Annotated in this window: 12 protein-coding genes; 6 read left to right on the forward strand and 6 right to left on the reverse strand. The window is 44.8% G+C overall.

All coding sequences use genetic code 11. The features are described 5' to 3' along the window. Positions 1–63: 63 nt before the first annotated feature. The 5 genes from AB8P72_RS12160 to AB8P72_RS12180 form a co-directional block, all read right to left on the reverse strand. Entirely contained in the window at positions 64–1,881 is a 1,818-nt protein-coding gene (locus AB8P72_RS12160) for an aminopeptidase P family protein (protein WP_369957805.1), read from the reverse strand. 434 nt (positions 1,882–2,315) lie between these two features. Then, on the reverse strand, positions 2,316–3,881 hold the full coding sequence (locus tag AB8P72_RS12165) for a peptide MFS transporter (RefSeq protein ID WP_068403671.1): 1,566 nt from the start codon (positions 3,879–3,881) through the stop codon (positions 2,316–2,318). Between the two features lie 306 nt (positions 3,882–4,187). Then, positions 4,188–4,643, reverse strand: coding sequence for a hypothetical protein (locus AB8P72_RS12170; protein ID WP_068403673.1), 456 nt, complete (start codon positions 4,641–4,643; stop codon positions 4,188–4,190). A gap of 134 nt (positions 4,644–4,777) precedes the next feature. Beyond that, positions 4,778–6,352 (reverse strand): apolipoprotein N-acyltransferase, encoded by a 1,575-nt coding sequence (gene lnt, locus AB8P72_RS12175; protein ID WP_144297657.1) that lies wholly within the window; start codon positions 6,350–6,352, stop codon positions 4,778–4,780. Positions 6,353–6,633: 281 nt separating this feature from the next. Then, positions 6,634–7,533: an HlyC/CorC family transporter gene (locus tag AB8P72_RS12180; protein WP_068403676.1), complete on the reverse strand. Its 900-nt coding sequence runs from the start codon at positions 7,531–7,533 to the stop codon at positions 6,634–6,636. Between the two features lie 341 nt (positions 7,534–7,874). Here AB8P72_RS12180 and AB8P72_RS12185 point away from each other — a divergent pair, with 341 nt between their 5' ends. Then, entirely contained in the window at positions 7,875–9,167 is a 1,293-nt protein-coding gene (locus AB8P72_RS12185) for a DUF4105 domain-containing protein (RefSeq protein ID WP_198328988.1), read from the forward strand. A gap of 108 nt (positions 9,168–9,275) precedes the next feature. On the opposite strand, the gene AB8P72_RS12190 is transcribed toward AB8P72_RS12185, so the two are convergent. Further along, on the reverse strand, positions 9,276–9,896 hold the full coding sequence (locus tag AB8P72_RS12190; RefSeq protein ID WP_198328989.1) for a YcgN family cysteine cluster protein: 621 nt from the start codon (positions 9,894–9,896) through the stop codon (positions 9,276–9,278). A gap of 204 nt (positions 9,897–10,100) precedes the next feature. Here AB8P72_RS12190 and AB8P72_RS12195 point away from each other — a divergent pair, with 204 nt between their 5' ends. The 5 genes from AB8P72_RS12195 to mutY all read left to right on the forward strand — a co-directional run bounded on the left by AB8P72_RS12195 (position 10,101) and on the right by mutY (position 17,290). Continuing rightward, positions 10,101–10,841, forward strand: a complete 741-nt coding sequence (locus AB8P72_RS12195; RefSeq protein ID WP_198328990.1) for a dienelactone hydrolase family protein — start codon at positions 10,101–10,103, stop codon at positions 10,839–10,841. Between the two features lie 319 nt (positions 10,842–11,160). Continuing rightward, positions 11,161–14,121: a DUF2339 domain-containing protein gene (locus AB8P72_RS12200; protein WP_369957806.1), complete on the forward strand. Its 2,961-nt coding sequence runs from the start codon at positions 11,161–11,163 to the stop codon at positions 14,119–14,121. A gap of 157 nt (positions 14,122–14,278) precedes the next feature. Continuing rightward, the gene (ylqF, locus tag AB8P72_RS12205) at positions 14,279–15,235 is read left to right on the forward strand and encodes a ribosome biogenesis GTPase YlqF (RefSeq protein ID WP_369957807.1); all 957 of its coding nucleotides are present in this window, start codon (positions 14,279–14,281) and stop codon (positions 15,233–15,235) included. A 350-nt stretch (positions 15,236–15,585) separates the two neighbouring features. After that, positions 15,586–15,759 carry a CCGSCS motif protein gene (locus AB8P72_RS12210; RefSeq protein WP_198328993.1) on the forward strand — a complete coding sequence of 58 codons (174 nt, stop codon included), beginning with the start codon at positions 15,586–15,588 and terminating at the stop codon, positions 15,757–15,759. Between the two features lie 265 nt (positions 15,760–16,024). Then, positions 16,025–17,290, forward strand: coding sequence for an A/G-specific adenine glycosylase (gene mutY / locus AB8P72_RS12215; RefSeq protein ID WP_369957808.1), 1,266 nt, complete (start codon positions 16,025–16,027; stop codon positions 17,288–17,290). Positions 17,291–17,356 lie beyond the last annotated feature (66 nt).

The following is a 17,356-nucleotide window of genomic DNA, read 5'->3' on the forward strand; positions in this document are numbered from 1 at the left end:
AAAGCCCCATCGATATTGACGGGGCTTTTTAATATCTTCAATTCAAGAATATAAGTTTTTGCCTTAGATAGCTTTAGTACGCTCGGTTAGCCACTCAAGTGCTGCACCTTTAACGCGATCTTTTAGCTCGGCATAGACTTGGCTATGATAATCATTGAGCCAATCAATCTCGAATTGGGTTAATAGTGCAGGCTCAATCAAACGGGTATCAATGGGGCAGTAAGTGATGGTTTCAAAGTGTAGGAATTGTCCAAACTCAGTCTCAGTCGGATTCGCAACCGGCGTATTGACCACCAAGTTTTCGATACGAATACCCCATTTGCCCTCGCGGTATAAACCTGGCTCATTACTAGATATCATCCCTTCTTTCATCGCGCGCTCTTTTGGCGTGCTGGCACTATAAGCAATGACCTGCGGGCCTTCATGGACGTTTAAGAAATAACCAACGCCATGACCGGTACCATGACCATAGTCCATCTGTGCTTGCCACAAGGGTGCACGGCAAATCGCATCGATGAGCGGTGACGCAATACCATCAGGGAAATGCGCTTTTGCTAAGGCGATATGGGCTTTAAGCACGGTGGTAAAGTCGCGTTTATGCTCAGAACTTACTTGTCCAATCCCGACCACGCGGGTGATATCGGTGGTACCGTTTTGATATTGCGCACCTGAGTCAATGAGCAATAAGCCGCCCTCGCCTTCAGCGACATCAAGGTAGCTGAATTTTTCTGGCGTCGCACGGTAATGCGGCAAGGCGCCGTTTTCGTTAAAGCCTGCGATGGTTGGAAAGCTTGGCGACACATAATGCGGCTGCTGACTACGAACTTCGATGAGCATACTATCGACATCCAGCTCACTCAAACGCTCACCGTCTGCTAGGCGTTTTTCAAATGTCGCAAAAAACTCACTTAACGCCGCGCCATCTTGACGCATCGCTTCGCGTACATGCTCGATATCCGCCGCAGACTTCACTGATTTGAGTAACGTACTTGGCGCCATTTGCTCAATAAAGCCAACATCGTCGGCCATTTTTGATAACGTACCGACCGCCACTTTGCTTGGGTCTAACAATAATATATCTTCTGGCGTTAAGGTAGCTAATGCCTCTTGCACCGCATCATAATCTGCAAGCGTGATACCGCTGTCTTTTAGCGCTTTTTCAATCTCGCTACTGACTTTATGATTATCAACAAACAAGGCCGCTTTATCTTCGCTAATGAGCATATGCGCTAAAAATACCGGATTATAATCGACGTCTGCACCGCGTAAGTTGGTCAACCAAGCAATATCATCTAAGCTTGACAGCAAGTGATGGCTTGCGCCTGCCTCCTTCATGCCTGCGCGCACGGCAGCAAGTTTTGAGCTGGCGGGCTGATCGATAAACTGCGCATCGTGTTGGTAGAGCTGTGCTGATGGCAATGCTGGACGGTCGTTCCATATGTCTGTCAACACATCGCGCTCAGTGATTAAAGTAATATCGTTAGCATCAAACGCATCAAGCAATCTGTCTTGCTCAGCGATAGACAATACATTACCATCCACCGCCACGCTATCGCCTTCGGTTAAGTTTTGCGCTAGCCAATCGATATGATTTGGCTGACCAGGAGCCAGTTTTTCCAAAGTAATACCCGTGCCTTCTAGCTGATGCGCGGCGTGTACCCAGTAGCGACTGTCTGTCCATAGGCCAGCAAAGTCAGCGGTAATGACCAGTGTACCAACCGAACCTGTAAAGCCTGATAACCATAGACGCGCTTGCCAATATTCTGGCAAGTACTCAGACAAATGCGGGTCTGCTGACGGCACGATAATCGCCGTTAAATCTTGTGCCGCTAGCGTTTGGCGTAGGCTATCAATACGCTCGTGGATGTGTTGTTTATTCATGAAAGGTGTCCTTATTACTTTTAAAAATGAGAGTTAAAAAAAACGCTTGAGAGGCGACTATGAGTAGCCGTCTTATTGAGGCAAATAAATTTATCAATGTTAAATACAGCGTTATATTTGCCTATAAAGGGTTTACTATTTTTAGAATGATAGCTATATAAATGAGTAAGAGTGCTTAGGCGTTTAGCCGAGCTATTATTAATTTCAGCTTAGTAATAGTATTTTAATAATAGTATTAAAGCAGCGCCTCTCTAGATGTTTGGGCAGATAGCAGGCTTTCAATGGCGATAGAGAAATAACTCACTGATTGAAACAATAAAACGTGCTACCGATTATGGTAACACGTCTTATCTTTTGGCGTTTATAGGGACGATTGCTACTATAAATAAGCTAAATAGGCTTAATTAATCTTCACCATCTTCTTAACGCTTTATTTACTGAGCCGCTTTATCGGCTTGCTCACTTTTGACCAGCATGTTATTGATAGGTTTTGCCAGTACTAATAACACCACTGCGGTCACCACCAAAAAGATGGTCATGGTGGTAAATAGTGTTGGTAAGCCTTCGATCTTGTCGGCTGAAACGTGACCACCAAAGAACGCAGCGACCAAGTTACCCATGGCGACAGAGGCAAAGAATAATCCCATCATTTGCCCTTGCATGCCTTTTGGAGCAAGCTTGGTCATTGAGGATAACCCTACTGGACTCAGCGCCAGCTCCCCTAAAGTTAATAGTAATAAACTACCCACGAGCCATAATGGCGATGCTAAGCCGCCGTCACTGGTCAAGATGCTTTTTGAGGCAAATATCATCAACGAGAAGCCTGCCGCGGTAATCAACATCCCGAGCGCAAACTTGGTCATACTATTAGGTTCAAGACCGCGTTTGCCAAGCTTGACCCAAACAATACTAACAATGGGCGCCAGCAATAAAATAAACAACGGGTTTAAAGATTGGAACCAAATACTCGGTATCTCAAACCCTAAGACGTTCAAGTCAGTATAGCGATCGGCAAATAGGTTAAACGAGGTTGGCTGCTGCTCAAAGCTTGACCAAAATAGCGTTGAGCCAATGATTAAAATAAAGCAAGTCAGTAGGCGCAGCTTATCGGTTTTATCAAGACGCGGCGAGACAAACATAACCGCAAAGTAGCCTATCACCACCGCGGCAATGATATAAGTCATATATTCAGCGACCGTTTCAGGATTGAACGGTAACATACCACTTGCCACCAAAACCACAACCGCTGCCAATAACACCAAGAAACCAATTACCCAGCGACCGATGTTTTTATAGCGGTCATTGGCGTGTTCCCACTCAGGTTTTATATTTTTGGCTTGGGCATAGTGGGTCAAGGTTTTTTGCGCAGAAAAACGGTAGATCAGTAATGATATCAGCATACCGATACCACCAACACCGAAACCTGCGTGCCACATGCCCTTTTCTTTAAACACCCCAACGATGAGCGCTGCTAAAAGGGCGCCAATATTAATGCCCATATAAAACAAGGTAAAACCACCATCACGGCGCACATCGCCTTTTTTATACAAAGCGCCTACCATGACGGAGATACAGGTTTTAAATAACCCTGACCCTAATACAATACATATCAAACCAACAAAAAATAGCGTCATGCCAAATATGGCGGAGAGCGCAATACATAAATGACCGAGGGCGATAATCACGCTGCCCCACCATAAGGCACGCTCTTGACCAAGCCAGTTATCAGCGAGCCAACCGCCCGGTACTGCCGCCAAATATAATGAACCGGCGAAAATACCATAAATAGCAGAAGCGGTGACTTCATCAAAGCCAAAACCGCCGCTGCCAACGGTGGCTACCATAAACAGTACTAATAACGGACGAATACTATAATAAGAAAAGCGTTCCCACATTTCGGTAAAAAACAGCGGGCGTAGTGGCTTTGGGTGCCCCATAAACCCATTATCCAGTGCTGCCAATTCAGCTTCACTAACATTTACTTTTGAGTCTCTGCTCATAACTTTATTCCTTTAAAGACCACTGTAATGACGACCAAACTCCTGTTTATTTTGCTAAGCGGTCACATAGGCGCATTATTGTTTCACTTGGTTATGGTCAAGTAAAGAAAAAGTTATTCAATAATTACACAAATACCTACAAAAAAACCTGTGCTCAGTTAACCAAGCACAGGTCTTTAATGTTAGCTTCTAGAGTATTTTCACTCTTAGAATAAAGTATCGTCACAACAGTTGTACTTAATTACGGGTATCTGACTATATTTATACAAGTATTTGTTTTTATAACAAAATACTTAGGTCACAAGCTTACTCTTCAGTTTTCCAAGTATGCGTTAACTCTGCACCCTCACCACCATCCAAATCCGCATCGGCTTCTTCTGCTGTCAAGTTAGCATCATCAGGTACTGCCGCTTGATTGACAGTACCCTCAGCAGTTGCGGTGCCAGATTCAGCAGCAACAACCGTACCATCAGTATCAGCAGCTGGGGTTACGGTAGCATCTGCTGGATTTTCAGTAGGTGCGGTTGCAGGCGTACCAGTTGTTGCTGGCTCGGCAGCGGTTGCAGCGGGCGCAGTTTCTTCTGCCGCAGTTGCCTCTGTTTCAGCAGCCGCTTCGGTGCTCTCAGCAGTGATATGCTCGCCTGCTGGACGCAAATAGCCAGAAATGCCGATTAATAAGACGATACCTAAAAATAAGGCAACACCGCCTAAGGCAAATAGGAACTCTTTCTTGGGATTGTTTTCGACAATATGTTCTGACATACCTTATCCACCTTGCACAAAATATTTAAAATATTGGCCTATTATATCGCAATTTATATCGATTTGTGAAAACCCTTAACGATTTAAAGGGTTTATTAGCGAAAAAACTTACAACCAAAGCCTATGGGTATTTTTTATTTGACCAAACGTCTCTGCGGGGTCGCACGCTTGCCAAGATAGCTTAATAATAGCAGAAGCGCAATAATGATTAAAATAGGATAATTACCCGCGCGCATATAAGGCGTATTACCAACGCGTGCCTGCACATTTCCGCGTAAGACGGTGCGCTCAAACTGCGGTGCGCGCTTTACGATATGACCTTTATGGTCAATGATAGCCGTAACGCCAGTATTGGTGGCGCGCATAAACCAGCGGCCGTTTTCAAGCGCGCGCATTTGGACCATTTGCAAATGCTGGAGCGGACCTGCCGAGCTACCAAACCACGCATCGTTAGAGATGGTCAATAAAAAGTCAGTATTGATGGCGTTTTTGCGCGTGGTGTCAGGATAGGCAACTTCATAGCAAACCGCAGCGCCCAAGTTATGACCACGCACGCGCAGCGGTGATTGATTATCACTACCGCGGCTATAGCTCATGATATCTTGGCTACCAGCAAGGTTTGGCAAGATATCTAGCATACCCTCAAAAGGAATATATTCGCCAAAAGGTACCAAACGCTGTTTTTTATATAGCCCTTCAGCGTCCGCACCTAAAGCAATGACACTATTATAAAACGGCGGGTATTTATCGGTCTTGGCATCAAAAGCCGCGGTATCCTTATAAGGGATACCAGTGACCCACGTGGTATCGGTTTCTTTGGCCACTTTGACCACTTCACTGATAAAACCTAGCGCTTCATCTTGAAACATGGGAATGGAAGACTCTGGCCACAAGATCATGTCGCTGCCCCATTCGGTACTGGACAGGGTGGCATAAATTTTTAGCGTTTCTACCTGATATTCAGTCAGCCATTTTAAATCTTGTGGAATATTACCTTGAATTAATGATACCGATAAGTCAGGCGTGCCCTTTGGTTTTGTCCATTGCGGATTTAGCAACCATAACGCGCAGCTGACAATAAGTAGTGCGGCAGTAGGAATCATATAACCGCCGCGGCGACGCAATAGCTCAACCAAACTTGCCGCCAATAATACTGCCACAAAAGACACCGCAAACACACCAGCAATGGGCGCTAATGACGATAGCCAATACTGCTCGGTAAAGGCATAACCGACAAATAACCACGGAAAACCGGTAAATAGCCAAGTTTTCATCCACTCTTGCAATACCCAAAGCGCGGCAAAGGATAACGGCTGCTTACCGACGACACGATTAAAAATCAGCGCCAAAAAGCCATGAAACAAGCCCATCCCAAGGCCCATCAGCGCAATCATAATTAGCGCGAGCCACACTGGCGTATCGCCATAGACATGGATTGAGGTATACAGCCAAAACGCCCCGACGCACCAAAGCCCGGTGCCATAAGCTTGACCGATAACAAAAGCACGCTTGCCTGTCATATCAGGCATCAGTAAGGCATACAAAATAGCGGGCGACACCAACGCCACCGGCCAAAAACCATACGGCGCGAGGGCAAAGATAAACACTGCGCCTGCCAGCCACGCAATCAATATGGTCAACACCAGCGGCAAGCCCTTGGGCTTATCGGGGTTTAGACGTTTTTGCAAATCAACAGTAGACAGACGCATAGCAGTTATCCAAAACCTTATTTTTCAGTCGTTTAAAACTTACATATTAACTTTGTTTTATTCAGTTAGCGCTGGAATTGGTAGCCAATCGTTAGCTGCTCAATACAGCGCTCAAAAATTAAACCTGCCCATGATACCAGTCTAAATCACTCAATAGGTAACATTGCGTTGCAAAATGCCCATTTTAAAAGCAAAAAAAACACGACCGCAATCGTGTTTTTTTATATTTAAATGCCGAGCTGATCTTTAAGTGCCAAGCTTAAGTGATAAACATCAATAAATTAATGGCTACCTATTAATATTTGCTGGTCAGCATTGATTTTAGACAGCTCAAGATTTTGAATAAAGCGCCCTTCAACATCGGTAATGGTAATTTGCCAATCGTCTATCACCACGCTTTCACCTTCTAAATCGCCAACATGACCGAGCGCTTGCATCACCAAACCGCCCATAGTATCAACATCGGTATCATCAAAGTGGGCGCCAAGCTCATCGTTACAGTCTTCAATCACTGTCGATGCTTGCACGCGCCACGTATTTGGTCTTTCAGGATCGGCGACGATATTATTGATATCACTGTCTTCATCGAAGTCATCATGCTCATCGACGATATCGCCAACGATTTCTTCGAGCAAATCTTCCATCGTTACCACACCAGCGAAGTTACCAAACTCATCGACGACAATCGCCATATGCACTTGGGTGCGCTGTAATGAGCGTAGCAAAGTATCAGAGCGTGCCGTTTCGCTGATATAAAGCGGCTGACGCACCAAGTCTCGTAAACGTTGACTGTCAATTTTATCTTCTTGATCTCGCACCATGTGTACGAGGATGGGAATCAAATCTTTTGCCAATAAAATACCGATAACGGCATCATCGTCTTGGCTATCAAAGACCGGATAGCGCGAGTGTGTGGTCTCAAGAATGATATCCATCACTTCAGCTAAGCTAGCGCTTTCGTGCAGCCCAACCACTTGCGGGCGCGGGGTCATGATTTCGCGAACTTGGGTGGCAGGCAAATCAAGGACACCTTCCAACATATCCACGGTATCGGGTTCTAAGAACTGGCGCGAGTCTTGCACCAAACGTATCAGTTCATCACGGGTTTCGGGGGCGGTCGATAGCCAGCGTTTTAAGCCGCGCATCGACCAACTACTCGGGCTTGGAGCGTCTTCGGACATGATGATGTGATTTAACCTCTTTAGTTAATAGCAGTAATCAAAGAAAATAGTAAATAGCAATTAAAATCTTAAATCTAAATGGGGATTAAAATAGTAAATAAAACAGCGACTTTATATTTAGATAATGGTCAAAATATTTAAATAAAGGACAAATTATCTATAAAATCCTATCATAACGATAAATGACAACTATATAAGTATAGATAAAAATAGACCAGCTTAATAAGTTTCACTTTATCGCAAGGCTTACGGACATTCAACGACAAATTCACTCAAATTGTATTGTCAGTGTGTTGTAAACTTTGCTATGGTCAAAGCCTTCATTCCTCAAAGTCAAACCTATGTCGCTACGTGCCTTTTTTTCTCGCCTGCTCTCGCCGCTCGCAAACAGCAATCGCTTAGAGCATGGGGCAGCTTATGATCGCCAGCAAAAGCGGACTTGGCGCTATTACCTCGCGCAGCTTTTAATCGTTACTACGTTGCTCCTATCTACTATTTGGCTGTTAATGGCAATCTGGTATCAGTTTGGCATACGCTCACCAATTACGTGGCTTATGACCCTTATGATAGTCGGCATTTTAGCGGCGCTGGCTAAGGCAGCTTATGCAACAAAAAGGCATTGGTCAAAAAGTCCAAAAAATCGAGGTAATCAGCCATCAAATAATTTAACAGCGCCGGATAAAAAAGTGGCCGTTAAATGGCTCATCGGTTTATATGGCGCAGTTTGGTTTATCGGTTTGGGTTGGTTCTTTTCTATCGAGCCCAAACAAGACCGCGACTGGATGGCGGAAGTCAGCGAAAGGGTCACCTATCGCCGTGACGCCAATAATCCTAACTTAGTCACGCTCACCAATGTGCGTAATTTTGATTGGCGTACTGATAAAGAGGCGGCTGAACACTGGGACACGCGCACCATTGATATGTCAAAACTCTCTGGCGTCGATGTGACCAACTCCTATTGGATGGGGCCGCTGATTGCGCATACTTTGGTCAGTTTCCGCTTTGAAGATGATAGACCGCTCGCCTTCTCATTTGAGATTCGTAAAGAAGAAGGCGAGTCGTTTTCGGCATTGGCAGGGTTTTTTAGGCGTTTTGAGCTGAGCCTGATTGCTGCTGAAGAGCGCGATATCATTTATACCCGTAGTAATGCTCGCGGTGAGCAAGTTTATCTGTTTCCGGTCAGCAATCTACAACAGCACGAGGTCAAGTCGTTATTTGAGTCTTACTTAACTGCCGCCGATGAATTGAATGCCAAACCAACTTGGTACAATACGTTGATGAGCAACTGTACCAATATTATCTTTTATATGGCGCGTATTGTCAGTGGCGACCGTCTGCCATGGGATTACCGAATTTGGGTATCGGGCTGGCTACCAAACTACTTATACGACGTTGGCATGCTCGACGCCAACCCTGAAAAAGACGGTCAGCCTTGGTCAATGGACACGTGGTACGAGCGCACGCATATCAATCCAAAGGTTCGCGGCTTTGATAATTTGGCAGGAAACAGCGCTATCAATAGCCGCGAGTTCTCCAAGCAAATTCGGCAAGATATTCCTATCCCGCCACTGGCAGATTCACAAGCCGATGCGGAAGCGAGTGCCAAATCTGCCGCGCAGGACTCTAAAGAATAGCTGAGGTTTTCGAAGAGGTGCAGCTACTCTACAAAGCGGTATTGCGACGTTAAATCCATTGTTCATTAAGCATAAACATAGATTAAACCCTTTATAAAAAAATTTAGGTTAGGGCTGAACCCAATTTACCACCCGCTCCTCCATCTCCTCATCTGTTATGCCAATCTCAGAAATACAGCGCCCTGCTACGCCAACATTGGCAGCGCGCATCTGCTGCTGAGTTGCCACCGCATCTCCCGTCAATAACAAATGCCAATTTGGTAAATCTTGTCCTTTATACAAGCGCTTATAAGCACAGTGCGACGGCAGCCACATCATCTGCGGCAAATTCTCCATAGTTAGCTGAATACAGTCTGGCACGTGCTCTTGGCGGGTGGCGTAATGCTTGCAATAACCGGTCGTGCAATCCATCAGCTGACAAGTGACATCGGTATATTCAACCATTTCTGCTTCATGATTATTGTCATCGCTGATATTCTCATCATCGATGTATTTAATTAGGCAGCAGCTACCGCAACCATCGCATAGCGCTTCCCATTCGCTATGGTTTAGCTCTGACAGCGCAAAACGTGACCAAAACTGCGGACGCAATAGATCATTAGCATCGTTTTGGCTGTGAGGAAATAAGCGCACAGCAGATTGCGTCGCTGAATCTGAATCAGTTGTTGTTTTGGAATCTAGAGCGGATGCTAATTGAGATTCAGATTGATTGAGCAAATTGAGTGTCATAAAGTCGCCGTAGCATTTTGATAAAGAGCGTTACAGTATTATAGCTGTTTTTGGTATGCTTGGGCGTTAAGGTAGGAGAAGTAAATAAAAGAATGAAGCAAAATACGAACAGTTAATACTTATAAAACAAGCATTTATAAAGTAGTTATTTATAAAACAGCCATTTATAAAACCCCCTTCATAACATAAAAAAAGGACAATAATATGTCAATTAAGACTTTTGAATTGATCAGCACTACCGAAAATAACGTTGAGCTTATCAGCTATGTGGCGCTGCCAGAATCTGCCTCAGAGGACAATCCAGTAGCAGGTATTTTGGTGGCGCCAGAATGGTGGGGCGTGGTCGATCATCCAAAGTCCGTCGTTGAGCGCTTGGCAAAAGCAGGCTATGCGGCGGTGGCGATGGACGTTTACGGTGAAGGCAAGCTGACCAGCGACGCGTCGATGGCCAATATGTGGATGGAGCAAGTACTTGCTGATCAAGACATGCTAATGGCACGTTGCCGCTTAATACTCAATGACTTTGGTGATCAACTGGCGGTTAATCGCGATAACTTAGCGGCGATTGGTTATTGCTTTGGCGGTAAAGTGGTGCTCGATATGGCACGCGAAGGCATGCCATTAAAAGCCGTCGCAACTTTCCATGGCAACCCATCAGCAAAACAGCCAGCCGACAAGAACTTTACAGCCAAAGTATTGGTCGCTCACGGCCGTGATGATTCGATGGTGTCGATGGAGGCAATCGAAGGTCTAAAAACAGAGCTAGATGCTGCCGATGTTAACTACACGATTGATGTCTATGACGGTGCCAAACATGGCTTTACCAATCCGCACGCCGATGAACGCGCGGCCAAAAATGATGTTGACCTTGGCTACAACGAAACGGCTGCTAAGCAAAGCTGGGACAACATGCTTGAATTTATGAAAACCAATCTTGGTGAATGATTTTAAAGATATCATCAATCAAGTTGTATAAACGCTCACTATAACGAGTGTTAATACAAAGCATAAGACAAAAAACAGGGGTCACTTTCTCAGAAAGCGACCCCTGTTTTTTGTCGTTATACACAATAACTACCATGACCAATCTTGTGCTTATGAGCAAATAACGTCATTATCTCTTTATTATAAGTGGGATTGAGTAACGAGGATGTTATATCTATTGATAAATCAGCTGGGCTGGCTGGCTTTTATGGCTTTATTGATCGTGGTGCTCATACTATACGCCAGGATAAGCCAACAAATCAGACAGTTGCGTCATGATATGACAGCGCTACAAGCTGAGCTTAAACGGCAAAAAGAGGGCTTAATCACAGCAAAATCTTCTCACGCCGATATAAATAGCAATCAAGAAAGTCAATTTGCAGCAACGCCCGATCTCTCTTTAACCTCGCGGTCACCAATGCCGCCACCGATACCGTTAGCAGCAGTAGATTCGGTTACAGCAGCTGACGCTAGCGCCGAACCCATAGAAGAAAACCTCGGCTTAAAGCCAAAGCCAGCAGAATCGACAAAATCGAGAACCCCCGTTACAACGATAGAGCCAGACGAGCGTTCCTTACCTATCGTTACCTCACTCATTCACTCGATGCAAAACTGGTTTTTTGGCGGCAACTTAGTAGTGCGCGTTGGGGTTTTGGTGTTGCTCGTCGGGGTGGTGTTATTGCTGCGCTTATTAAGCGACTATATCGAAATTCCGATTGCCCTGAAGCTTGTGAGCATTGGCATTATTGGATTGGCGTTGGCTGCGCTTGGTTTAAAATTAGCAAAAAATCGCTTTGCTTATGGCATCACCCTGCAAGGGGCAGGTTTAGCGATTGCTTACTTGACGACCTTTTTTGCCTATAGCGTCTATCACGTGCTGGCGAGTGTGCCGAGCTTTATTGGACTTGGCCTTTTATCAGCTGTCACCATCGGTCTCGCCGTGCGCCAAAACGCTTTACCGTTGGCATTGTTGGCACTTTCTGGTGGGTTTTTTGCACCGATATTGACCAGTAGCGATATCGGTAATTTAGTGTCCTTGTTTAGCTATTATTTATTATTAAACGTCACCATTGCTGTCATCGCTCATTACCGTACTTGGAAAATGCTCAATCTACTCGGCGTGATGGTCACCTTTGGACTGGCTTACTATTGGGGTGTGACGGAAAATTTAAGCGCTGTTATTGAGGCGCAGCGCTGGACGTTGGTATTGCTAGTGGCGCTGCACGTATTACTATATTTGTTTGTCGTCATTCGCTACGCGCAGCAAATCATTGCTTATAACACACTTAATGAAGCAAATTTTGCTCATACAGCTAACGTTGATAGTGCAGAGAATCCAAGTCATTTAGATAAATTTTATTTAGGAAACCACAGCTATATATTCCCTATTGATACCGGCTTGCTGTTTTCCGTGCCGATACTGGCCTTTGGTTTATTCGCGGCGTTGTTAGAAGCTATTCCTAATGGGTTGACCTTCACCAGTGCTATTTTCGCGGCAATTTATTTGGGTATTGGCTGGGTATTTGTCCAGCGTAGTCAGCGCTACGCCTTAATTACCGAGGGTATGCTGGCATTGGGATTTGGCTTTTTAGCCTTGGTGATTCCGCTGGCACTCGATGCAGAATGGATTGCCTTTGGCTGGTCGGTACAAGGGCTGGCACTGGTATGGTTTGGACGGCGCTCACTACGTGCATGGTCGGTATTGTTTGGGTTGTTATTGCAGCTGCTCAGTATCGCGATGCTAATGATAAATGTGGTCTTTACGATCAAAGATTATCCAACGTTGGCGTTGACGATTTCGGCGCTCAGCTATCTAGCTACGATGTTTATCTTACGCGCCAGCAACTCGCCTATTGATGACGCCAACAACCAGCTTAACGCCAATCATACGCTGACTGCCTATACTAAAACCTTGGGCATTGGTGAGCTCGCTACTAAGCAATGGCTTACCAGTATCAATAGCCAAAGTATGGCGTTTAACTTGATGTGGCGCAGTCCAAATTTGGGTCGATTTTTGACCTTTACTGCAATGGTTTGGCTGCTGTATGTATTGATCATCGATTTTAACCAATGGCTTGACAGTTGGCGATTAGCAACGACGGCGCTGCTAGGATTGGCCACCTTAACCAGCCTAGCTATTTATCAGGCAATCAATCACTATCATTCGTGGCGCGAGATTAGGCAGTTTAGCCATGGGTTATTGCTGCTATTTTATGCCGCGCTACTGTTTCAACTACCGCAAAAATACGAGTTTGATTATCAATGGACCACCTTTCATTGGCCGATATTTATCATGCTACTCATAGGCTGGTTGGTCGTTGGAAAATTGTGGTTAAGAACATGGCATAAAGAATTGGAGTTAAAAAGTTTTGATAGCGCGAGCTGGCTTGGTGCTGGCATTATCCTGTTGGCAGAAGCTATGCATTATGGCTTGCCCGATTCAAAAGGCGTCATGACTATTTTAGTTCCGGTTGCCTTTATGCTAGCTGGATTATGGTGGACACAGCGTCATGCTATGGTTCAGTACAATGATAAGCAATCACACTCGCAAACAGGAGCAGCGACCTCAGCATTTGCGCCTTATTGGTTTGATTGGCATCAGGCATTATTAGACAGTGCCAAACTCTTTGTACCTATCGCACTAGGTTGGGCTATTTTTACCAACTTCACTTACGATGGTATTATCTGGGAACTGCCCTACTTTCCTTTATTTAACTTATATGATGTGACGTTATGGTTGGTGGTGTTTTACGGCTTGGGTGTTTATTTGCTCCGTCAGCCATTCGGTATGCACTCGAAAAAACTATTAAGCGCCATTCCTAAAAACGATATGCTATTCATTGTCTTAGCGCTGATTGGCCTATGGATAGGTTCTAGTATGCTGGTCAGGACGCTGCACGCGTTTATCGGTACGCCGTTATGGACTGGCGGTTTATATGGAGTTGCCGGAGGCGCTTGGAATAGCGAGCAGGTACAGACAGGATTGACCATTTTATGGACGCTCATTGCTTTGGTCGCCACTATCATCGCCAGCCGCTATGGACAGCGAACACTATGGTTTATGGGTATTGGACTGCTGGGCGTTGTGGTGTTAAAACTGGTCATCGTCGATTTATCACAGACCGAGGCGATTTGGCGAGTGACTTCCTTCCTTGGTACGGGTAGCTTAATCTTAGTCATTGGTTATTTAGCACCATTACCACCAGCGCGTGAGGATTTAGTAGACGAGTCTGCAGGATAGTCTGCTCTGTGCGTTAAATGAAATGTTAACGTGAGCATTTTTAGCATCATTACTTTTTAGCGTCATTACTTGGCTTATGTAGTAAACTGGACGCCATTAAAAAGTAAATGACGATGGTCTTACTTTGAGCATTTTTTATAAAAGGTTAGTAAAGCAGATGGATAAGAGAGCAAGTATTCAGTGGTTCCCTGGGCATATGAACAAGGCCCGTAACGAAATCAAAGAAATCATGCCGCAGATGGACGTCATCATCGAAGTAATTGACGCGCGTATTCCTTATAGTAGCGAAAACCCAATGGTCGCGGCATTACGTGGCGAAAAACCGGTCATCAAAATTTTAAATAAAGCCGACCTTGCTGATCCTGAATTGACCAAAGCGTGGATGGAATATCTTGAGCAACAAGATGGTGTTAAAGCCATCGCTTGCGACAATAATAAAGCTGATGACGTCAAACGTATCATTGCGCTATGTAAAAAAATGGTGCCCAATAAAGTCGGCACCGGTCGCCAAATCAAAGCCATGATTATGGGTATTCCAAACGTTGGTAAATCAACCTTGATTAATACCTTGGCAGGACGCGCCGTGGCAAGAACCGGCGACGAGCCTGCCGTCACTAAGTCGCAGCAGCTGATTAAGCTTGACGATGACATCATGCTCTATGACACTCCTGGCATGCTATGGCCAAAGGTTGAAAACGAAAACTCTGGCTACCGCTTGGCGGCGACCGGCGGTATTCGTGATACCGCTTTTGACTTCGCTGATGTGGCCAGTTATACCGCTGAGTACTTAATGCAAGCCTATCCTGAACTACTAAAAAGGCGCTATAAAATCGAAGAGCTACCCAAGACTGATTGGGAGTTTTTTGAAGTGGCGGGACGCAATCGCGGCTGTGTGCGCGCGGGCAATCAAGTCGATACTTACCGCATGTCTGAGATTCTGATTAACGAGCTGCGTAGTGGCAAGCTTGGCGATATTACGCTCGAGACGCCTGCAATGACGGAAGCTGAAGAATTGGTCGTCGCCGAACAACGCATCGCTGCCGAAGAGAAAAGAATCGCTAAAGAAGAAGAAAAACGTTTGCGTCGTCTAAAAACACGGAAGAATCGGAAGTAGACAAGACACAGCACGTCAGTAAAATTTAAACCAGTAGCGCGTTTAAATCTACATAACCGTTTTCCTGTCGATTAAACGTATCAAGTTCACCACGGTCTCTACTGCCATTTTTTATTTAGATAAACTTGGTTAACCATTGATTTTAAAACAAATATTATTTTCTCCTGAGTTCTTATTATTATGTTGTAGCACTGTTACTTTGGGTCTATACTCATTTAAATAATATGACGTTTTACGCTGATAAGGGCAATTTATGCTTATAAATAATTGCCTTCTACGATGTGATAAGTTCACCATTGATTAGCAAATATTATTTAGTGTGTTCTTAATTCAATGTGAGGTATAAGCTAATGGCTCAATTATTTAAAAATATCTTTAACAGTAATAAAGAGAAGCAAGCAGCCGAAGTAGAGTCAGTCCAGAATGAGGATTCGCAAGCACAAGCGGCGGCAGAAAACGCACCAGAAACCGAGAAAAAAGTAAAGCACGGCGAAGAGGGTGTTTGTTGCGGAGGTTGTTCTTAACCAAACCTTTTAGTTAAATTCACTAATGGCACTCTTATGAGAAATAGGTTGCGAGAAATTTTATACTTTCGCAACCTATTTTATTTCTAGCGGAGTATATTTTTCCCGATCTTCAATAATATCTACCTGTGGCAAAAGCTAAAAGTATTAAGCTACGACAGAACAACGGTCTAAAATACTCACGATAAACCATAAAAAGCTAAACCATTGAATATACTCATATAAGATATAATTACTTACCTTAAAAAATTAAATAATAGAGCCTATGACCCAACTAAACGCCAATTCTAATTCTCCTAACACTATCTTTAGCCACTCTATTACTTCCCTTAACTCCCTCGCCCCCCGCCTACTTGATTGGTTCGCTGAAAACGGTCGCCACGATTTACCTTGGCAACAGCACCAAACTGACACGCCCAACCCTTATATTGTTTGGCTATCAGAAGTCATGCTCCAGCAAACACAAGTGACCACGGTGCTGCCCTACTTTGCCCGTTTTATGGAATCCTTTCCCACGGTGCAAGATTTAGCCGCAGCAGAATGGGATATGGTGGCGGAGCATTGGGCAGGACTTGGCTATTATGCGCGGGCGCGTAATTTGCATAAAGGCGCAAAGCAATTGGTTGCAGTGATTGATGAGACGGGCGACTTTCCGCAGACGCTAGCAGGTTGGGAGGCGATTTCTGGCGTTGGACCGTCGACCGCTGGCGCGATTATGGCAATGGGGCTACATCGTTATGGCGTTATCTGTGATGGTAATGTCAAGCGCGTCCTCACCCGCTGGGCGGCTATCGATGGTGATATTACTAAGTCTGCTACGACCAAAGCGCTGTGGGCGTTGGCAGAGCGTTTAACGCCTAGGGAAAATTCAGGATTATTTGCACAAGCCATGATGGATATGGGTGCAACCTTATGCACGCGTAGCAAGCCTGCTTGTCTGTTGTGCCCACTGCAAGAGGATTGTATTGCCCATGCGCAGGGTCGCGAGACCGATTATCCAGTCAAAGCCAAAAAACAGCCCAAGCCAAGCAAGTTTAGCAATGCGCTATTGATTAAAGATACGGACGGCAAAATACTGTGGCTACAGCGTCCTGACAATGGTATTTGGGGTGGATTGTGGAGTTTGCCTTTGCAATTTGTTGAGAAAATTGACGGTAAAGTAAGTGGCAAAACAACTGCTAAAAATTCAGAAGCCAGCGATGATAAACGATTAAAAGTTGCTAGCAATGAAAAAGTCTATGAAGCAGAATTTACTACCGCTGAGCAAATTATCAATGAATGGTTAGATAAGCTTAATATAGCAGCCGCGCCCATTAATAAAACCTTGCTTGATGACGCGCCTATCAAACACTCACTAACGCATTTCCATTGGTATTTAACGCCGCAGTCACTGACTTTAACGAATGAGCAAACGGCTGATTTGACCAAAGCCTTGCAAGTAGCAGAAATTAATATAAATTGGTCAAATGCTAAAGATGCGCAGGCAACGCTTGGATTACCGCGCGCGATGGTTAAGATTTTGGAACAATAAGTTAGGGCAACCAAGTAACCTTTGTAAAAAAAGCAACTCAAAATATATTCTGAGTCGCTTTTTTCA

This window comes from Psychrobacter sp. CLB018 (assembly GCF_041222815.1).
GTDB classification, from domain to species: Bacteria; Pseudomonadota; Gammaproteobacteria; order Pseudomonadales; family Moraxellaceae; genus Psychrobacter; species Psychrobacter faecalis.